Annotated in this window: 16 protein-coding genes and 1 pseudogene; 16 read left to right on the top strand and 1 reads right to left on the bottom strand. The window is 58.1% G+C overall.

The genetic code is table 11. The features are described from left to right. Nucleotides 1–264: 264 nt before the first annotated feature. The 12 genes from Q5H33_RS06295 (at nt 265) to Q5H33_RS06240 (ending at nt 15,354) form a co-directional block, all read left to right on the top strand. Nucleotides 265–885, top strand: coding sequence for an NUDIX hydrolase family protein (locus tag Q5H33_RS06295; RefSeq protein WP_065435360.1), 621 nt, complete (start codon nt 265–267; stop codon nt 883–885). 131 nt (nt 886–1,016) lie between these two features. Continuing rightward, entirely contained in the window at nt 1,017–1,865 is an 849-nt protein-coding gene (locus Q5H33_RS06290; RefSeq protein ID WP_117661118.1) for an alpha/beta fold hydrolase, read from the top strand. 133 nt (nt 1,866–1,998) lie between these two features. Next, on the top strand, nt 1,999–3,087 hold the full coding sequence (gene nudC, locus Q5H33_RS06285) for an NAD(+) diphosphatase (RefSeq protein ID WP_302423601.1): 1,089 nt from the start codon (nt 1,999–2,001) through the stop codon (nt 3,085–3,087). A gap of 55 nt (nt 3,088–3,142) precedes the next feature. Continuing rightward, nucleotides 3,143–3,547 carry a glycine cleavage system protein GcvH gene (gcvH, locus tag Q5H33_RS06280; RefSeq protein WP_022245489.1) on the top strand — a complete coding sequence of 135 codons (405 nt, stop codon included), beginning with the start codon at nt 3,143–3,145 and terminating at the stop codon, nt 3,545–3,547. 109 nt (nt 3,548–3,656) lie between these two features. Continuing rightward, a complete protein-coding gene (locus Q5H33_RS06275) occupies nt 3,657–4,892 on the top strand; it encodes an App1 family protein (protein ID WP_004221286.1) in 1,236 nt (411 codons plus the stop codon). Nucleotides 4,893–5,040: 148 nt separating this feature from the next. Then, a complete protein-coding gene (locus Q5H33_RS06270; RefSeq protein ID WP_117791321.1) occupies nt 5,041–7,491 on the top strand; it encodes a S9 family peptidase in 2,451 nt (816 codons plus the stop codon). A 132-nt stretch (nt 7,492–7,623) separates the two neighbouring features. After that, on the top strand, nt 7,624–8,664 hold the full coding sequence (locus tag Q5H33_RS06265; RefSeq protein WP_004221290.1) for a 3-isopropylmalate dehydrogenase: 1,041 nt from the start codon (nt 7,624–7,626) through the stop codon (nt 8,662–8,664). Nucleotides 8,665–8,836: 172 nt separating this feature from the next. After that, nucleotides 8,837–9,580 carry a TM2 domain-containing protein gene (locus Q5H33_RS06260; protein WP_302423598.1) on the top strand — a complete coding sequence of 248 codons (744 nt, stop codon included), beginning with the start codon at nt 8,837–8,839 and terminating at the stop codon, nt 9,578–9,580. Continuing rightward, nucleotides 9,580–10,722, top strand: a complete 1,143-nt coding sequence (locus Q5H33_RS06255) for a lipoate--protein ligase family protein (protein WP_065440482.1) — start codon at nt 9,580–9,582, stop codon at nt 10,720–10,722. The genes Q5H33_RS06260 and Q5H33_RS06255 overlap by 1 nt, the downstream gene beginning before the upstream one ends. A gap of 171 nt (nt 10,723–10,893) precedes the next feature. Next, complete coding sequence (locus Q5H33_RS06250) at nt 10,894–11,619, top strand: Crp/Fnr family transcriptional regulator (protein WP_004221295.1); 726 nt, start codon at nt 10,894–10,896, stop codon at nt 11,617–11,619. 101 nt (nt 11,620–11,720) lie between these two features. After that, nucleotides 11,721–14,024, top strand: a complete 2,304-nt coding sequence (locus Q5H33_RS06245) for a transglycosylase domain-containing protein (RefSeq protein WP_302423591.1) — start codon at nt 11,721–11,723, stop codon at nt 14,022–14,024. Nucleotides 14,025–14,217: 193 nt separating this feature from the next. Beyond that, a complete protein-coding gene (locus Q5H33_RS06240) occupies nt 14,218–15,354 on the top strand; it encodes an NADH:flavin oxidoreductase/NADH oxidase (RefSeq protein ID WP_302423590.1) in 1,137 nt (378 codons plus the stop codon). Between the two features lie 123 nt (nt 15,355–15,477). Here the strand turns inward: Q5H33_RS06240 and Q5H33_RS06235 are convergent, their stop codons facing one another. Further along, on the bottom strand, nt 15,478–16,626 hold the full coding sequence (locus tag Q5H33_RS06235; RefSeq protein ID WP_004221302.1) for a quinone-dependent dihydroorotate dehydrogenase: 1,149 nt from the start codon (nt 16,624–16,626) through the stop codon (nt 15,478–15,480). 190 nt (nt 16,627–16,816) lie between these two features. Between Q5H33_RS06235 and Q5H33_RS06230 the strand changes: the two genes are divergently transcribed. The 4 genes and pseudogenes from Q5H33_RS06230 to Q5H33_RS06215 form a co-directional block, all read left to right on the top strand. Further along, on the top strand, nt 16,817–17,620 hold the full coding sequence (locus Q5H33_RS06230) for a DeoR/GlpR family DNA-binding transcription regulator (RefSeq protein ID WP_033524326.1): 804 nt from the start codon (nt 16,817–16,819) through the stop codon (nt 17,618–17,620). Nucleotides 17,621–17,625: 5 nt separating this feature from the next. Beyond that, complete coding sequence (galT, locus tag Q5H33_RS06225) at nt 17,626–18,876, top strand: galactose-1-phosphate uridylyltransferase (protein ID WP_022245380.1); 1,251 nt, start codon at nt 17,626–17,628, stop codon at nt 18,874–18,876. 31 nt (nt 18,877–18,907) lie between these two features. Next, nucleotides 18,908–20,158: a galactokinase gene (galK, locus tag Q5H33_RS06220; RefSeq protein ID WP_302423584.1), complete on the top strand. Its 1,251-nt coding sequence runs from the start codon at nt 18,908–18,910 to the stop codon at nt 20,156–20,158. A 179-nt stretch (nt 20,159–20,337) separates the two neighbouring features. Continuing rightward, nucleotides 20,338–20,547: pseudogene (locus tag Q5H33_RS06215) on the top strand (drug:proton antiporter); the annotation flags it as partial. Nucleotides 20,548–20,868: the final 321 nt, after the last annotated feature.

Here is a 20,868-nt window from a genome sequence, read left to right as displayed (position 1 = left end):
AAATCCACGAATACCAGATCGTTGGATTCGACGACCTGATTGAAATCCTGCGAAGTGACCGCATGCGTTGCCATGATTGCTCCTTGCTGTTCGTTCCATCGACGCGCGTGACGGGCTACGCCCCTCGTATGCGATTGCTTTGGAGTATATAACCGCGCCCCAACCCGCCGCATTCCCGGCATATGCAATATCCGCTGTCAGAAGAATCGTCTTTCGGCGCATTCTTTTCCAGCCAATTCACACAAGATGCGTGATAATGGGACTATGCCAGTGATGAATGATGAAGTGCCCGACGAGGGCGATTTCGATGCAGGCCGTCGTCGCGGAGAATTCGACGACATTACGCCGGAGGATTTCATTCGCGGAATAGGTAATCCTCCAGGATGGCTTGCTTCCGGCGAAATCAACCGTATGCGCGGCGAAATGCCGATTCCATACGTGCTTGTGGTGCCGGTGCGCACCGATGATCTGGGGCGTGTTTCACAGGTCGGATCGTTGCTTCGCGTGTCTGACGACGGCAGTATCGAGCGAACGCTGATTGCCGGGCGCGTGCTCTATCACGAATCGTTGCGTGAGGCCGTGGCGCGTAATATCGCCAAGGATTTGGGCGATATCGCGTTGCCGCAGCTGCCGGTGAGTCTGCAGCCGTTCACCGTGGCCGAGTTTTTCCCGACGCCGGGACTATCCGATTATTTCGATTCCCGCCAGCATGCGATCGCATTGTGCTACGTGGTGCCGATCGCGGGCGACTGCAAGCCGCAGGATGAGACGCTTGACGTGGAATGGGTCAACACGAACAGCGAGATCCTCGACACTTTCATAAACCAGATGAGCAACGGATATGGCACGATTGTGCGTCAGGCGATCGCTTGGGCCGGCAGGTAGCCGACAGGCTTATGGTTGACGTCGAAACCGGTCGGCCGTGGGCGCCAGGAAAGCGCGTGGCAGCTTGCGAATGCAGGCAGCGTAAGCGATAGATATATAGGCAATATAGGGGAGAGGAACGGAGTGAGACGATGACGATCGAATTACATAATAACGTGTATTGCGAGGGCGAGGGGCTTCCCGTGGTGCTGGTGCACGGGTTCCCCGTGGACCACCGCATGTGGGACGAATGTGCGGAGGCGTTGGAGGCGGCCGCTGTGGAACATGGTGTGAAACGGTTCCCGATCTGGGGTCCCGACATGCCCGGTGCGGGAGAAGGGCCGATTCCTTCCGATGAGACCAGTGGCGGCAAAGACGCGGACGGCGCTTTCCCGAACGGTTTGGACCATATGGCCGACGCCTATGTCGCGATGTTGCATGCGGCCGGTTACGACAAGGCGATTTGGGCGGGCCTTTCGATGGGCGGCTATCTGGTTCTCGACATTCAGCGTCTGCACCCCGAAGCTGTTGCCGCGTTGGCATTGTGCGACACGAAGGCCGCGGCGGATTCCGCGCAGATGCGCGCGAAGCGCATCGCTATCGCCGAAGCATGCGAATCGACGGGCACGCATGAGCCGGTGATGGGATTTGCGGCATCCACACCTGAGGATTCCACCATCAAACAGTCGGCCGCCTACCGTGAACAGTTCACGACGTGGATCAACGAACAGCCTGCCGAAGGCATCGCATGGCGTGAGCGCATGGCGGCTGGGCGCCCGGATCTGAACGATGTGTTGCCTGCGATTACGGCACCGGTTGCGGTGATCTGCGGCGACAAGGATCCGTCGAGCCCGCCGAGCGTGATGGCGCCGATCGCCGATGCGATGACGGCTACGAGCGCGGATATGACGGTGGTATTCGATTGCGGGCATTTCAGCGCATACGAGCATCCGCAGGCGGTTGCCGACGCGCTGCTCGCGCTGGTGCGCAGGGTGCAGTAGCCGGTATTTTCCGCCGCTGCCGTCAATATCGCAATCAGAAATACAAAAAAGATATAAAAAAATAGAAAAGAAAATACGGAATAGAGAAAAAAATATCCGCTCTATCAATCGTATTCAAGGAAAGAAGCAATCGATGAGCGTGTTCTCGCCACTGGCGCTGACCCAGGCACTGCCGTTCCTGCCACTTGCGCAAGGCGACATCGACTATGAGGTTTCGAGACGCGACGAACCCGACCTGTTCGACACGGCGCTGCTGGAGCCGGACACGAAGGTCATTCTCGTCAAAGACGGCATGGTGGCGGTGCCGCGCGGACAGGGAGCCATCGCGGACTACGCCAACGTGCATATGCGTCTCGCGCAATTGCCCGGCGCCTACGTGGCGGCGGAACTGCACACGCATCCGACGGCGCTCGCCATATTCCTTGGATCGTATGGCGGCAAACGCGACGAACACGTGGTCGCCGTTGACGTGTCTCGCATGAAAGCCGCGGAGACGGTGGTCGCAAGCAGTGAGCATATGGGCGCGGACGATGCGTTCGGCGAACAGCACGAACCGGAAGCGAAAACGTCGAAATCGTTGCTGGAAAGCGCTGCGGAACGATTCGACTGGGTCGATCTGCGCGGATTCGCACCGCATGCCAGCGCGCGCGAAGCAGGCCAGGCCACGACGGCGATCTCGCTGGGCGTATGGCATGCGCGCCAACGTCATTGCCCCACATGCGGCGCTCCGACCGAACCGGCGTTGGGAGGATGGGCGCAACGCTGCGCCAGCGAAGCGGACGGCAAGCGACTGCTGTTCCCCAGAGTGGAACCGGCCGTCATCACGGCGATCGTGGACCATGAGGACCGTCTGCTGCTGCAACACAACAGCGCATGGCGCAACACCGGACTGTACTCCGTATCGGCCGGCTTCGTGGAAGCCGGAGAAAACCTGGAGCATGCCTGCCGGCGCGAAGCCAAAGAGGAAGTCGGCATAGATATCGGCGAACTCAAATACTTGGGATCGCAGCCATGGCCGTTCCCCGCATCGCTCATGATGGCGTTCAAAGGCGTGGCCAACACCACCGACGTGCGCGTGGACGGCGACGAGACCCTGCAGGCGCGTTGGGTGACCCGCGACGAATACATGAACGAGTTGGTGGCAGGGCGTATGGAAGCTCCCGGGAAGGCCACCATAGCCCGCTATATGATCGAAGAGTGGCTCGGTCACGACCTCCCGTAACAAGTTTCGGCACTGCTCTAGGGAAATACATACGATTGACGTAGAATGAGCTTTCATGAGCGAAGAAAACGATAACAAGCCGAATCTGGATGTGCCCGAGCATCTTGAATATTCCGACGAGCATGTGTGGGTGGATGCTTCCACCGAGCCGGCCATGGTGGGTATCACCGAATATGCGGCCGACCAGCTTGGCGAACTCGTGTACATCGATCTGCCGGAAGTCGGCACCGAAGTGCAGGCGGGCGACGAGGTGGCGGAACTGGAATCCTCCAAGGCGGTCACGCCGCTGGTCGCTCCGGTGGCCGGCGTGATTCGCTATGTGAACAACGAGGCCGCCGACGATCCAAGCATCGTAACGGGTGACCCGTATGGCGAAGGCTGGATTTTCAAAATCGAACTTGAGGATGACGAGCCGGGACTGCTTTCCTCCGAGGAATACGCCAACATCGTGGCTCAGTGAACGGCACGATTCGGGAAATTGGATGGGAAATCATCGGTATTCCCTGAAAAATCCCTGATTTTCACGCTGGGGTACCAGGTAATTCAATAATTGCCTTTATAGTGGGGTTATGACCGAACCGCAGCCGTTGCCCCAGCGTGAACCGGATTCCATATCCGAAGATGACATGCCGACCGTGCCCATTCCCGCACGCAAGGTGGTCACCACCTTCGACGCGGCTTCGAAACACGAACGCATCGAAGTCAAGCCTCCGCTGACACGACTGTTCCGCCGCACCATTACCAGAGCGTTCAACAAGTGGGTGACGTTCTCAACAAGCATGGTGCTCAATCTCAACTGGTATCCGCGCGTGGAACCATATGTCGGCTACGGCACCGAACATTACTCTCGACTGATCTGCCGAACCGTGTACGGGCCCTTCAAACGTCAGGCGGGCCGTCTGACCCGTGGCATCCGTGCCATGCTCACCATCCCCTCGCCGCATACGAAGGTGCGCATCGCCATCGACGGCGTGCCCCTCGAAACCGTGCAGGTGGGCGCGTCCGAAGTGCACGACGAAGTGGACGCGCAGCGCAATGTCTCCAGTGAATTCGCAGCCTCCGATTCCGCAGGATATCTCGATCTCGTGGCCGAACATTCGCTCGAACCGGGCGTGCACGACGTGTCATACAAGGTACGCAGCCGCAAACCGGTCACAGCCAACCTGTTCACCATTCCCAGCGGTACGAAAGTCGGCGTGATCTCCGACGTGGACGACACCATCATGGTCACGCAGGCGCCAAGCCTGATGAAAGCCGCCTACAATCTGCTGCTGCTCGATCCAAAGAAGAAAATGCCGGTTGCGGGCATGAACCTGCTGTTCAACCGCATTGCGGACATGTTCCCGGACGCGCCGTTCTTCTACCTGTCGACATCGCCATGGAATGTGGAAAGCTCGATCCGGCATTTCATCGCCAACCATGGTTTTCCGGAAGGTCCGCTGCTATTGCGCGACCTCGATCCTCGCCCGAAAACGTTCATTCCTTCCGGAGTGCAGCACAAACTCGAGTATGCCGAACAATTGATGGCTGATTTTCCTGATATGAAGTTCATTCTGATCGGCGATGACGGGCAGAGGGATCCGACCACGTACGCCACGATCGCACGCCGATACCCAGGGCGTGTACTGGCGATCGGCATCCGGCAGTTGTCTCCACGCGAAGTCGCCGGCAATCTCGGCACCGTTGCGGGGCGTGCGGTCACGCAGCCGATCCCGGTCACCGATGTCCCGGTATTCACGGGAACGACCGGTTCGAATCTGATGAAAACCATGCTGCCGTTCCTGAAACAACAGATGGGCGTCTGACTTTTTCGTACGCCCGGAGCAGGGGGTGCGTGCCGCGTGGGATTGGGAATGCAATGCCGGTATAATCGCGTGCATGACTGATTTTCGGGGTGAACAGGGCGCAACGGGCGCGCGAGAAAGCGACGAAAGCGTGCAAGACAAATGCGGGATGCCGATCGCGAAGCGTGTGCCGAAGGAGCGCGTATTCCACGGCGACACCTTCATCGACGAGTACGAATGGCTGCGCGACAAGGAATCGCATGACGTGCAGGATTACGTCGCCGCGCAGAACCGGTATTGCGAGCAGCGCATGGAACCGTTGAAAACCCTACGCTCCACACTGTTCGACGAGCTCAAGTCGCACGTTCAGGAAAACGACATGTCCGTGCCGACACGCATGGATGGCTACTGGTATTTCGTACGCACCCAGGAGGGCCAGCAGTATGCGGTGCAATGCCGTGTGCCTATTCGAGGCGCAGACGATTGGGATCCGCCAACCATTGAAATCGGCGTGCCCATCGACGGCGAACAAGTGGTGTTCGACACCAATGCCGAAGCGCAAGGCCATGATTTCTTCCGTATCGGCGGCATGGATATTTCCAAAGACGGACGTTGGATGCTGTACGGCACCGACACCAGCGGCGACGAACGTTACGATTTCCGCATCCGCAGCTTGGAAACCGGCAAGGAACTGCCGGAAGTGTTCAAGGGCATCGGTGGCGCCTGCTTCACACCGGACGCGCAATGGGTGTTCTATGTGAAGCTCGACGACGCGTGGCGTCCATACGCGGTGATGAGGCACCGCGTCGGCACTCCCATCGTCGACGATGTGGAGGTGTACCGCGAACAGGACGAACGATTCTGGGTTGGCATCGGCCTGTCGTTCGACGAACGCAATCTGGTGATCGGCACCGGGTCGAAGACTACCACCGAAGTGCTGCTGCTTTCCACCGACGATCCGGAAGGCGAATTCCGCGCGTTCATTCCGCGCGAGCAGGACGTGGAATACGACGTGAGTTTCAGCCGTTTCGAAGGTGCCGGCGAACGCGGTGAGGATATTCCGCTCGCCGTGGTCTATCACAATGCGTTGAACCCGAATTTCGAAATCGATGTGATCGACATGCGCTCCCATGAGCCCCCGTACCGTTTGGGTGAGGGCGTGCGTGTGGCCGTCGGTTCGCCGTACGGATGCGAGCACGGCGACGAAGTCGAACCGGGCGCTTCTGAGATGCCGATCGGCACACCGTATTCCAATCCCTGCAATCCAGCCATTTTGCAGGGCGCGCATGGTCTTGGCATTGAGGGGATCTCGATTCACCGGCATTATGTGGCGCTGCAGTACCGGGCGGAAAGCCTGACGCATATTGCGGTGATGACGAAGGATGCCGCTGCGGAGGATTTTCTTGCGGGGCGTCCATGGAAGTTCACCGAGCTGGTTCCCCACGCGTTGGAAGACGATTGGGATGTCGACGAGTCGGTGGACGAGATCAACGAGGAACGTGCCGAAGTGTGGGGCGCGCTCGACCAATTGGCCGCCGCGCAAGGCGAGGGGTCGGCCGTGCATGGGGTTTCCCGCAAGGCGATGACCTCATCGGATGGTGCGACCGCCGATGCGATGCCGGGGGAGACCCGGCGCTTGTATTCGATTGGTGTGGGAGGCAATCCTTCGTATGATGCGCCCCGCATGCGCTACTCGTTCTCCAGTTACACGCGTCCCGGCGAACTGCATGATATCGATCCGGCGACCGGCGAGGATCGCCTGTTGAGGCGTGCCACGGTGCTTGGTGGATTTGAACCGCGCGAATACATGGAGCGCAGGGTGTGGGTTACCGCCCGCGATGGCGAGCGCATTCCTGTTTCCTTGGTGTGGCGCAGGGATGTGCCCGCGTGTGATTCGGCGATGTTCGTTACCGGGTATGGCGCGTATGAGATCAGTTCGGATCCGGGATTCTCGGTGTCTCGCATCAGCATGCTTGATCGTGGTGTGCTTTATGCGGTGCCGCACATTCGCGGCGGCGGTGAGATGGGTCGTGCCTGGTATGAGCAGGGGCATTTGCTCAATAAGAAGCATTCGTTTGAGGATTTCGTTGATGCCGTGCGTGCGTTGCAGCGTGCCGGTTTGGCGTCGCCTGCTCGCACGGTGGCCGATGGCGGTTCCGCCGGTGGCCTGTTGATGGGTGCCGTGGCGAATATGGCTCCCGAATGTTTCGCGGGCGTTGAGGCGGATGTGCCTTTTGTGGATGCGTTGACGTCGATTCTTGATCCGTCGTTGCCGTTGACGGTTACGGAGTGGGATGAGTGGGGCGATCCGCTGCATAATGCGGACGTGTACAGGTATATGAAGGAATATACGCCGTATGAGAATGCGCCGTCTGATGCAAATGATGCGCGGGTTGCGGTTTTTCCCAAGATTTTCATTACCACGTCGATGAATGACACTCGTGTGCTGTATGTGGAGCCGATGAAATGGTTGGCCCGACTGCAGCGTGCGGGCGTGGATGCCGTGGCGAAGATTGAGGTTGAGGCTGGTCATGGGGGGACGTCTGGAAGGTACAAGCAGTGGGAGGAGATCTCCTATGAGAATGCTTGGTGTCTTGGCGTGATGGGTATTACCAGCTGATTAGGCTGTGCGATTTGTGAGATTCGTATGATTCATGCTTTTCGTGTGTTTCGTACAGGAACGCGGCATGGAGTGTCCATTAGTTGAGCGTTTTAAGTCCACGTGCTGATTCGTTGACTAGAGTCGCGTGCTATGAGTGATTCTGCAAAGAAGTACACCATCGCCGTCATTCCGGGCGATGGCATTGGCAAGGAAGTGACTCCGTGGGCTCAGAAGGCTCTGGAGAAGGCGGCCGAGGGCGTTGCCGAATTCGATTACGAGAATTTCGATCTTGGCGCCGAACGTTACCTGCGTGACGGTGCGATTCTTCCGGAAGAGGAAGAGGAACGCATCAAGAAGACCGACGCGATCCTGTTGGGCGCAGTCGGCGATCCGCGTATCAAGGCCGGCATTCTCGAACGTGGCCTGCTGCTCAAGCTCCGTTTCGATCTCGACCAGTACGTCAACCTGCGTCCGTCCAAGCTGTACAAGGGCGTGACCTCCCCGCTCGCCAACCCGGGTGATATCGACTTCGTCGTGGTGCGTGAAGGCACCGAAGGCCTGTACTGCGGCGCCGGCGGAGCGGTTCGCCGCGGCACCCCGAACGAGGTGGCCACCGAAGTTTCCATCAACACCGCCTACGGCGTGGAACGTGTGGTGCGTTACGCCTTCCAGCTGGCCATGAAGCGCAGGAAGCATGTGACCCTCGTGCACAAGAAGAACGTGCTCGTCAACGCCGGAGACATGTGGCAGCGCATCGTCGATAAGGTCGCCGAGGAATATCCGGAAGTTTCCCACGACTATCTGCATATCGACGCGACCACCATTTTCATGGTGTCGAATCCGTCCCGCTTCGACGTGATTCTCACTGACAACCTGTTCGGCGACATCATCACCGACGAGGCAGGTGCCGTGGTCGGCGGTGTCGGATACTCCGCTTCCGGATGCATCAACGCTTCCAACGAATACCCGTCCATGTTCGAGCCGATTCACGGTTCCGCACCGGATATCGCAGGCCAGAACAAGGCCAATCCGACCGCCGCGATCCTTTCTGCGGCCATGCTGCTGCGCCACCTCGGTTTCGACGACGCCGCGGCCAAGATCGATGCGGCCGTCGAAGCGGACATCGAAGAGCTGGGATCCGCTACCCGCTCCACCGACGAGGTCGGACGCGACATTCTGGCACGCATGTGACATATGATCCGGAACGCATGATTGCGCCGGATATGTTCGCCTGTTGAGACGCCTGTCGAAATCGAGTTCATGCTTGAATTCGACAGGCGTTTCGCATATTCAGGGGGATTTCAGGGATTGCTTTCAGGGTGGATGAAAGCAACAAGGCAAATTATGGGATATTGTTGAAACCATGAGTGACAACAATGCCGATTACAACGGTTCCGGCCAAGACGAGTATTTCGCGACGAACGATTCAACTCAAGCCGATTACAGGCAGTCGCAGGATGGCTACAATCAGCCTGCATCACAGCCGCACAATCCCGACCCGTACGCATCGCAGCAGCCCGTGCAGGGATATGCCCCGGGTACGCAGGGCAACAACATCCCCGGCGGTACGTACGGCAATGGTCAGCCATATGGTCAGTCGGCTGCCTACGGTTCGTCCGTCCCCGCATATGGCTCGGCCGCTCCCGCTTACGGGCAGCCGACTCAGCCTGCGCAACCTGCACAGCCCATCTACGGCCAGCCGACGTACGGACCTACGGATTACGCACAATCGGCGCAGACCCCCTATTATCAGGAGCCGACTCAGCCCCAATACACGCAGTCCGCATACAATCAGCCACCAACCTACGCGCAGCAGACCTACTATCAGGCGACCCAACAGCAGTCCGGCTATGGCTACGCGCAGAAGTCGAAGATCGTCGCCGGCCTGCTCGGCCTGTTCCTCGGCACCCTCGGCGTGCACAACTTCTATCTGGGATACACAGGCAAGGCCGTGGCCCAGCTGTTGCTGACCCTGATCGGATGGATCATCCTCATCGGACCGATCATTTCCGGAATCTGGGCTCTGATCGAAGCAGTCCTCATCCTGTGCTCCAGCTACGGGTCCAACTGGCACCGCGATGGGCGCGGCCAAGAACTTCAAGATTGATGGGCAGAGGGCTGTATAAGCAGCCGGGCGGCAAACTCGTAGGGGTTTCCGTCCGGCTTTCTGATGACATTCCAGCATATTTCCGCGAATGTGCAAGTTCCATCCAATCCGTGGAACAATGTCGGATCGACGGCGATTTCTTTCTTGACGGCGATGACAAGGATTCCCGCCGACTATTGCAGGATTGGGAAAACTTGCTGCAAAGCCAGCGAGGCGCGCCCACACGCGACATTACGCGACGATTGCAAGCGATTACCGCGAACTATCCGAACGTGCGATTGGTGGGTATGACGGCAGAAGGCATTGCCATCGCTTTTCTCCGCGCAATCACAGGCAGTGAATCGCGTAATGCGGAAGATGCAACGGGCAACGGAAATATCGCGCGGTCCACGAAACAATATTCCGGGGAACAACCGGGAATGCATAATGCGCTGACACAAGAGGAATATCTGGAACGCTGGCGGGACCTGAAACCGACCGTCATCCACGACAAGCCGCGCGACCCGAACGAACAAATGGAAACCGACATCGCATGGGCGCGCGAAGTGGCGGCAGGCAAACGCGAACCCACGCTGCGTATCTGGGAATGGGCCGCTCCGGCCGTGGTCATCGGCAAATTCCAGTCGCTCGAAGACGAAGTCAATACGGCGGTCGCGCAGAAGGAAGGATTCACCGTGGTCCGACGTTGCACCGGCGGCGGGGCGATGTTCATCGAACCGGGCAATACCATCACCTACTCGTTGTACGCGCCGTTCGATTTCACCCAAGGCATAAGCATCGAGGAATCATACCGGCTCTGCGATTTCTGGCTGGTGCGCGCGCTTAAGGAACTCGGGCTCGACGTACGATTCTCCGGACTCAACGACATCGCCACGCAATACGGCAAACTCGGCGGAGCCGCACAACGCCGATTCACACCAGTAGAGGGAGGGCCTGGCGCCATACTGCACCACGTGACCCTCGCCTACGATATCGACGCGGAAAAAATGGGGCGTGTGTTGAACACCTCACGCGAGAAAATGTCGGACAAAGCGGTGAAATCAGCGGTAAAACGAGTCGATCCAATGCGCTCGCAGACGGGCATGAGTCGTGAAGACGTGGTTGAACGGCTGCTCGACGCCGCCAGGCGAGTTACAATGTAGCCCGATGGTCGAAGCCGCCCCTGATATCAAGGGCAATGAGAATGTTACGAAAGCTTGGTGTTCCGTGAGGGCATGTGGAATCGCAACAAGCTTTCGAAGCCGCGGCAGCGCGCCTGGCAACACGCCTGGCGGCGTGCCCAGAGGATGTGCCTATGAACGGAGGTGTGACAAATGGCTACGCCAAACGAGACCAATAGTGGACCCAGTGGCGAAAGCGCGACGTTGCTGCACACCGCGTTGTTCAAGCAGGTTTCTTCCGAAGAGGCGGAGGAACTGCTGCCGCATCTGCAGCATGCCGAATACAGCAAGGGCGACTATATTTTCCGCGAAGGCGACACCGATCACCGCATGTATCTGCTGGAACGCGGGCGCGTCAAACTGATCCGGCAATCGTCCGACAGACGTGTGCAGTTGTTGAGCATTCATGCGTACGGCGAAGTGCTGGGTGAGATTCCGGTGTTCGATCCGCATGGTGGACCGCGCACCGCGTCCGCCGTGGCCATGACCAGTGACACGAAAGTCGTATGGCTTGAGCATGACGCCCTGTTCGCATGGCTTGACGAGCATCCGCGCGTGGCCGTCGACATGCTTCAGGTGCTCGCGCATCGCATGCGTGACAACAATGAGCGCATTTCGGAGCTTGTGTTCATGGACGTGCCGGGACGTTTGGCGAAAACGCTGCTGAATCTGGCGTCACGCTTCGGCGAGCCGGTCGAGGCGGGGTTGAAGGTGCCGCACGATCTGACGCAGGAGGAAATGGCGCAGCTGGTCGGTTCGTCGCGCGAAACGGTGAACAAGGCGCTGATGGATTTCGCCAACCGTGGATGGATCGCGCGTGAGGGCCGTTCCATCATCATCTACCAGCCCGGCATGCTTATTCGACGATCGAGACGATAATTTTCGACTGTTTTCCAGTGTTTTTCAAGTTTTACGGTTGTTTGTGAGAAACCCGTGATGGCTGCGATCGGCCGGTTGATTAGTAGACCCACCACTTTAGAATGGGCACCATGCCCGAAAAGAAGACTTTGACCGTTCAACGTGTGCTCGCACTCGTGATTGCCTACATCACGCTGAGTGTGGGTGGCGGCGTGGCCGCCAGTTTGTTCCTCCTACCGGCGGTTTTCGGCGCGAACAGCGTCGCCAAGGCGGTTATTCCGTCGCTGTCGGTCGAAGGTATTGATTTTGATGTGACCAGCCTGCCGCAGAAGTCGACCATGTACGCTTCCGATGGCACCACGAAAATCACCGAATTCTGGGATCAGAATCGTGAAGTCGTGCCGTTGAAGAAGATTTCCAAATACATGCAGCAGGCCGTGGTAGCGCGTGAAGACAGACGATTCTTCACTCACGGCGGCGTTGATGTGCAGGGTGTGTTTCGCGCGTTCGTCCAAACATACATGAAGGGCGACCATCAGGGCGGTTCCTCCCTTACCCAGCAGTATGTCAAAAACGTGCTGATCCTGCAGGCGCAGCAGGATGACGATCCGATCGCACAATACCATGCGTCGGAAGATACCATCGCACGAAAAATGAGGGAAATGCTGATTTCCGTGCAAATGGAAAAGCAGTATTCCAAGCCTGAAATTTTGCAGGGATATCTCAATATCGCACAGTTTGGCGGCAATAGCCTCTATGGCGTGCAGGCGGCTGCGAAGCGGTATTTCAACACCACCGCAGATCAGCTGAACATCGTGCAGTCCGCCACCATCGCGGCAATCACCAAGAATCCGAACGCTTACGATCCTTCCGTCGAATCGAACCAGCCGGAATCCGAGAAGCAACGCAATATCGTGCTGCAGCTGATGAACGAGCAGGGCTATATTTCGGATACGGAATATCAAGAGGCGGTCAATACTCCGCTCGCAGATACGCTTGATGTCCAGCCTATTTCCACCGGTTGCATGGCCGCGGACTATGATGCGGGCTATTTCTGCGATTACGTGGTGCATAAGATTTTGAATTCCAAGGAATTCGGCAAGACCAGCGAGGACAGGGAAAGACTGCTGAAAGAGGGCGGTCTGAAGATCGTCACCACGTTGGATATCGATGCCAACACCTTGTTGAACGAAACCGCGCGCAACACCATCCCACCGGAAGATTCCTCCGGCATGGAAATCGTGATGGCGTCCGTCAAACCGGGTACCGGAGAAGTGTTGGGCTTCGGTCTGAATCGAACGTATGATGCCACCGAAGCGGCGCAGAACGACCAGACCAGGGATTCCATGAACTATGCCGTGGACCGAGAAGACGGCGGCGGCATGGGCTTCTCCATCGGCTCGTCGTGGAAGCCTATCAATCTGGTGGCGTGGATGGAAGCGGGACATTCCGTCAACGAGAACCTGCAGACGTCCACGAGGTATTCGACCTCGTTGTTCGCATGCGATCGTTATACCGGCGGCACTGATACGTGGAACGTCACCAACGCAATAACCAATGGAACGGTGAACCCGGAAACGCCGGCATTGGCTTTGGCAAGGTCTCATAACACCACGCAGGCTTCCATGGGATCCATCATCGGCTTGTGCAAGATTGCCGATACCGCAACTGAACTTGGCTATCATGATGCGAATACCGGTGAGACGCTCGACAAGACCTCATCATTCGTGCCTGCCATGATGGTCGGTAACGTCAACGTGTCCCCGCTGACGATGGCAAGCATCTTCTCTGTATATGCGTCCAATGGCGTGCAGTGCAATCCGATCGCGCTGAAGCAGGTGACTGATGTGGACGGCAATGATATTAAGGTGCCTTCCGCGAACTGCCATCAGGCGGTTGATCCGGAAATCATTCAAACGCTTGCTTGGGCCATGAATCAAGGCGTTGTTCGTCCTGACGGCGCAGGCGGTGTGGCACAGCTGGCCAATGGGCGTAAGACCTTCGCCAAGACCGGTACCCACGAGGATCAGCTAGTTACGACAGGTGGTTTCATTCCGAACCAGATCGCTACGTTCGTGCTCGTCGGTGACGTGCAGAACCCGGTTGGACACCCGATTGCGAATATCGCTATCAACGGCCAGTACCACAGCTACTGGGATGGTTCCACCATCGCGGCCCCGGCATGGCGTGACTTTATGAATGCTTATGCGGAACGCAAACAGCTGCCGATTGACAACGATTATGGGCAGCCTGCGGCCAAGTATTCCGCAACATCCAGCGCGGTCACCAGGATCGGCGGTGGAAAGCAGAATGCCACCCAGCAGCAAAGCACAATCATTCAGCAGCAGAACCAGTCGCTTCAGCAGCAAAGCCAGCAGAACGACCAGCAGGATGATCAGGATCAGCAGCAGACCGAAGATGAGTGACGCTTCCGCAATTCAGCGAATGGAAGTGAACAATCAATGAACGCCCGCCACGCTCGGCGGGCGTTCTGCGTAGAATGCAGATAGTGCCGGTTTTATGGCACGAAATCTCCAGAGAAGCTCAAGGGGAATACAAGAAGAAGGTTCAGCCGATCGGCAAGGAGCCAGTAGGTGCGACCGGAGGGGAGCTACTACGATGAGCGAAGACGAAAAGAAGGCGAAGCGGTCGAAGAAGGCTACAACCAATGGCACGGTTGGCCTGTTCGATCCTATGACTTTGCGTGGCATGACCGTGCGCAACCGCATCTGGCTGCCGCCAATGGACACGTATTCCGCGTTGGCCCAGGATGGCCTGCCCACGCCATTCCACTACCAGCATTATGTGTCACGTGCCATGGGCGGTTTCGGCATGGTTATCGTGGAAGCCACCGCAGTGACGCCGGAGGGTCGTATTTCGCCGTGCGACTTGGGATTGTGGGCCGACGAGCAGATGGACGCATGGCGTTGGATCGTTGCCGATGCGAAGGCCGCCGGCGCGACGATGGCGGTGCAGCTCAACCATGCCGGACGCAAGGCTTCCACCGGCTGCTTCTCCATCGGATACGAGCATGAGAGCGTGCCGGAAGAGCAGGGCGGATGGCAGACCGTGGGGCCAAGCGCCAACGCGTTCGGGCCGTTGGACAAGCCTCGCGAACTCACCGTTGACGAAATCCATGCCATCGTCGACCAGTTCCGCGACGCCGCTTGGCGTGCTTATGATATCGGCTTCGACGTGGTGGAAATTCATGCGGCCCACGGCTATCTGCTGTCGCAATTCCTCGATCCGCTGATCAACGAGCGCGAGGATGAATACGGCGGATCGTTCGACAACCGTATCCGCATACTGGTCGAAGTCGTGGACGCCGTGCGTTCCGTCATCCCCGACACCATGCCGGTGCTGGTGCGCGTTTCCGCGACCGATTGGGCCGCCGGAGGCTGGGATCTCGATCAGACCGTCGACCTTGCCAAAGTCCTGAAGAAGCACGGTGTCGATCTGATGGACGTCTCCACCGGAGGCATGATTCCGGGCGTGACCATTCCCGTCAAACCCGATTATCAGGTTCCATTCGCCGAACAGGTGCGCTCGCGTGCCGAAATTCCAACCACGGCCGTCGGATTGATCACCAAGCCGAAGCAGGCCAAGAAGATTTTGAAATCCGGTGCCGCCGACGCCATCGAAATCGGACGTGCGGCGCTTCGTGATCCGAATTGGCCTCTTCGCGCCGCTCACAAGCTCGGTATTCCGACCGAAGATGCGCCCTACCAGCCGCAGTATGTGCGTGGCGCATACTAAACGCAACCAATAACCAAGGTAATATCGAACAACAATCGAACAACAATAATGCGCCCTGCACCGCGTTGGCGGTCGCAGGGCGCATTATTATTTGGTGCTCGCTGCCGATTGAAATAATCGGTATCAGGCGTCGATGCCGACAGCCTGGCTCACATGGTCGAATCCGTCCCGCTTGAGCAGTTCGGCAAGGCCGCGCTTCAACACGGTGATCTGCTGCGGTCCGCGATACATCAGCGAGCTGATGAACATGACCAACGACGAGCCGGAACGAATCTTCGCATACGCCTGCTGCGGAGTGAACACGCCGCCGATGCCGGCAATCGCAAAACGGTCGCCATACTCGCGGTACACCTGCTTGATGCGTTCGTTGCTGGCCTCATAGCATGGCGAACCTGACAGTCCGCCCTCCCAATCGCGAGGAATCTCCATGCCGGCGCGGTCCTTCTGCAGATTCGCAATCGACAAGCCCTGCACATTGTGTTCGGCAAGCACGTCAAGCAGATCCTTGAACTCTTCCCAGGACTTATTCAACGGCATCTTCACCAGCGTGGGCTGTGGACGTTCGATCTTGTCGAGTTCGGTGAACAGCTTGTCGAGCGCTTCAGGGCTCTGATTGAACGGTTCGCCGGCCATCGTGTTCGGGCAGGAGATGTTCACTTCGACCATGGCGGTGCGACCGGCCGTGCGGCGCATCGAAATGCAGTAATCCTCGATGCCTTCGTCCAAATCGCCGGTCTTATCGTCATTCGTACGCGCGATCGACACGGAAATCTGCATGTCGCGCGCCTTCGTCCAAGCCTGTTCCGCGCGCGGAACAACGATTTCCGAACCCTCATTGGCAAGACCGACATGCACCATCATCGAATCATATTCGGGCAGACGGTGGAACCACGGCTTCGGATTGCCGGGGCACGGACGAGACGTGGTGGATCCGACCGTTTCGAAGCCGAAGCCGGCGTTGTCGAGCAGCACCGGCATCTCGCAGTTCTTGTCGAGGCCGGCGGAAAGGCCGAACGGATTGACGAAGTCGACGCCCATCACGCTGGTTTCCAGCACGGGGTCGGAATAGTTGAGCATTTCACGGCACGCCCACATCAGCGGCGGAATGTTCTTGGTGATCTTGCAGAACTGAATCATCTGGTCGTGCGCCACATCGGGCGTCTGATTGAACACGAAATGCGGCTTGATGATGTGCTTGTAGCCGAAGGTGAAGAGATCTGTGGTGGCTTTGTTCACCGCATCGTGCCAGAAATTCTCAGAAACATACGTCATGGTTCACTATTCTCGCACCGTTTGTCGCAGGAAAGCAACACGTCGATTGATTTCGCTGACGGGATGTCGACGTTCGTTTTTGTTCGATTTGAACGATTACAGGAGTGCCAAGTATATTTTTTCGTGAGGAAAACGCGCGAAACGCTCATCTCAGTTTTTATTTTGAGTGAACATGTGCGATAATGTTCGAATGATATCGTCACAACGTCAGCATTTGATTTTGAGCAGGTTGCGTACCCGCGGTGCGGTGCGTATCACCGCATTGTCCAAGGAATTGGGCGTTTCCGCCATGACCATCCGACGCGATATCGCCGATCTGGCCGACAAGGGTCTGCTGAAGCGTGTGCACGGCGGCGCCGTTACCACCAGCACGCTGCTGAGTGAGCCGCTGTTCTCCGTAAAGTCGCAGATGGACATCGGATTGAAGGACGCCATCGCACAGGAAGCCATCAAATATGTGGCACCCGGCGACGTGATCGCCATCGGCGGCGGCACCACCGCATACGTATTCGCGCAACATCTGTTGGAATCACAGCAGTCGTCGGGGATCACCATCCTCACCAACTCCATTCCGGTGGCGGAACTGGTGCAGGCGCTGGAATCGAAAGACGTGGAAGTCATCGTGACCGGCGGCGTGACCACCCGATCCAACTCGCTCGTAGGCCCGATCGCAGACAAAGTGGTGGCCTCCCTGCGCGTCAACACAGTCTTCCTGGGCACGCATTCCGTGTCCATTCCGCGCGGCTTCCTCATGCCGAACTCGCTTGAGGCCGCAACCGATATGGCAATGATGGACATTGCCGATCGCACCATAATTTTGACCGATCATACCAAGTGGAGCTGCACATCATTGTCGCTTTTCGCACGCTTCGACCAGGTGGACACGGTCATTACCGATGATGGACTAGACCCCGATTCGGTTGGGAAAACAAGGGATTTGGTTAAAGAGCTCGTGCTGGCACACCAGAGCGAGCCTATTCAGGAAGGTGAATAACCATAATGAGTGAATTCGCAAACTACACTCCCGGAGAGTACGCGAAGGAGCACATTCGCATCACGCCGACCACGCTCGCCGATGGCCGCGCTTTCTTCTACCTCGACGATGATCCGGAATACGTTTCCGGCGCGAAGACGCGCGAACTGAACGATCCTCGTCAGCTGGCATACCGTTTCTCCAACCAGCTCAACGCGGCCGGTGAGGAAGTGCCGTACGCTGCTCCGGAAATGCGTCGCGATCCACTGACCGGCGACTGGATTCCTATGGCGACCGCACGCATGAATCGTCCGATCACCGCGGGCCCTGGCGCCACCGCCAAAGGCAACCCGCTGGCCGCACGCAAGCCGGGCGACCCGTACCAAGACGGCGAAGTGCCGGACACCGACTACAACGTGGTCGTGTTCGAAAACCGCTTCCCGTCGATGGTGCGCGTGCCGGGCCGTTCCGAAGCCGTGGAATACGTCAACGGCAACCCGCTGTGGGAGAAGAAGCTCGCCGCAGGCCGCTGCGAAGTGATCTGCTTCGACCCGGACGAAAATGGTCTGCCGGCAGACCTGCCGGTCTCCCGTCTGCGCACCGTCGTGGAAGCATGGGCGTTCCGTACCGCCGAAATCTCCAAGATGGAAGGCATCGAACAGATCTTCCCGTTCGAAAACCACGGACAGGAAATCGGCGTCTCCCTGGCACACCCTCACGGACAGGTCTACTGCTACCCGTTCATCGCGCCGAAGATGGAAGCCGAACTCAAGCAGACCGAAGCCTACCATGAGAAGACCGGCGGCAACCTGCTCAAGGATCTCATGAACTCCGAAATCGAGGCCGGGGAGCGCATCGTCATGCGCAACCACAGCTGGGTGGCCTACGTGCCAGCAGCAGCCCGCTGGCCCCTCGAGGTGCATGTGGCCCCGGTGCGCGACGTGCTCACCCTCGACGAGCTCAACGACCAGGAACGTTGGGATCTGGCCGTCATGTACTCCACCCTGCTCAAGCGCGGCAACGCGTTCTTCGACAAGGGTGACGGCAAGGGTATGGACCTGCCGTACATCGCAGCATGGCATCAGGCTCCGATCCACGACGTGCGCCGTGAAAACTACCGCCTGAACCTGCAGTTCTTCTCGTTCCGCCGCGCAGCCAACAAGATCAAGTATCTGGCCGGATCCGAATCCGGCATGGCCGCATGGGTTTCCGACACCACGCCGGAACTCATCGCCAAGCGCTTCCACGAGCTCGGACCAATCGATATCGAAGGCTGAAAGCCAATAAAACCCAAAGGACAAAACACCAATGACTGCTGTTGAATTCATTGAGCCGCTCTCGCATGACGAGGGTGTGAAGAACGCGACCGACCTGTTCCGAGCCACCTACGGTGAGGAACCGGCTGGCGTATGGGCCGCACCGGGCCGTGTGAACCTGATTGGCGAACACACCGACTACAACGCGGGCCTGTGCCTGCCGATCGCACTGCCGCACCGCACGTTCATCGCGCTCAAGCCGCGTGAAGACACCAAGGTGCGCGTGGTTTCCGACGTTGACTCCGAAAACGTTACCGAAGCCGACCTCGATGGTCTGCAGGCCGGTGGCGTGGAAGGCTGGGCCGCCTACCCGGTGGGCGTTGCCTGGGCATTGCGCGAAGCCGGCTTCGATGCGGTGCAGGGCTTCGACGCGGCATTCTCCTCCTGCGTGCCGCTCGGTTCCGGTCTGAGCTCCTCCGCAGCCATGACCTGCTCCACCGCCTTGGCGCTGGATGACGTGTACGGTTTGGGTTATGGCGCATCCGATGCCGGTCGTGTGACGCTGATCAACGCCGCCATCAAGTCGGAAAACGACATGGCGGGCGCGTCCACCGGTGGTCTCGATCAGAACGCATCCATGCGCTGCACTTTCGGCCATGCGTTGCGTCTTGATTGCCGTCCAGAGCTGAGCCCGCTGGAGAACGTCTCCCAGCAGGAATTCGATCTCGACAAGTACGGTCTGGAACTGCTGGTGCTTGACACTCAGGCTCCGCATCAGCTCAACGACGGCCAGTATGCCCAGCGTCGCGCCACTTGCGAGAAGGCCGCCGAAATCCTCGGCGTGGCCAACCTGCGTGTGGTCGCCGACAGCATCGCCAAGTCCGACGATCCGTTCCAGGCGCTCAAGGAAACGCTCGACAAGCTGGAAGACGACACGATGAAGAAGCGCGTGCGCCACGTCATCACCGAAATCGCCCGTGTCAATTCCTTCGTGCGTGCCTTCGCCAACGGCAAGATCGACGAGGCAGGCCGACTGTTCAACGCGTCTCATGATTCGCTCGCTGCGGATTATGAAGTGACTGTGCCCGAGTTGGATATTGCCGTGGACGTGGCCCGTGCCAACGGTGCGTATGGTGCGCGTATGACCGGCGGCGGCTTTGGTGGCTCCATCATCGCCCTGGCGGATAAGGGCCAGGGGCACGAGATCGCACAGAAGATTGCTGACCGCTTCGAAAAGGAAGGTTTCAACGCACCTCGCGCCTTGCCGGCGTTCGCTGCGGCTTCCGCGAGCCGTGAGGCCTGATCGCAGAAGCTGATGCAAAAACGCGCGTTGGCGCACGTCCATGAAAAGGACGTGCGCCAACGCGCGTTTTTCATGATTTACTGTGGACCAGATGGGTGCACGGCGTATCCCGCGGCGATGGCCAGCAGGCACGATGCCGTAGACCAGATACGGCTAGCTTGATGAGATGCCGAAGCTGCGGCTCCACCATTCTTAACACCATGCAGCAGGTGTTCGGCGCGAATGGCACGTCCATCGCCACCTGCCTGCTGTCGATGGGCTCCGGCGCCACCGATGCGGAAGGCTTCGTTGCGGGATCCCGCTACGGCTATGTGTTCGGCTTGGTGCTGATCGTCATCGTGCTGGTCTTCTCCTTCTTCCTGAAAGAAGACAAGATCAGCGAAAAGTGAATCGCATGACATATTGTAAAAAGCGCTTGCCGAAATCGTATTTCCAAACGATCGGCAGGCGCTTTTCTTTTATGAAATCCGATTTCACGTCGAAAACAGATATTCCAAAAAACGACTTTCCGCAACTTTTGAAACCGGTTTGACGGAAGAAATCGTCTCACAATGTAATGCGATTGCCGAAAAAACGACTTTTTTGACATCTGCCTTTTCTATACTTAAGGCACGTCCGGCATTTTGCCGAGACGGTAACTGGATATTCGCACCTAACGTTTAGGGAGTTCCATGAACAAGGCAATCATCACCGTCGTCGGTCAGGATACT

It is taken from the genome of uncultured Bifidobacterium sp., assembly GCF_959020145.1.
Classification (GTDB): domain Bacteria; phylum Actinomycetota; class Actinomycetes; order Actinomycetales; family Bifidobacteriaceae; genus Bifidobacterium.
The sequence above is the reverse complement of the archived record's forward strand: the minus strand, read 5'-3'. Positions and strand labels throughout refer to the sequence as shown.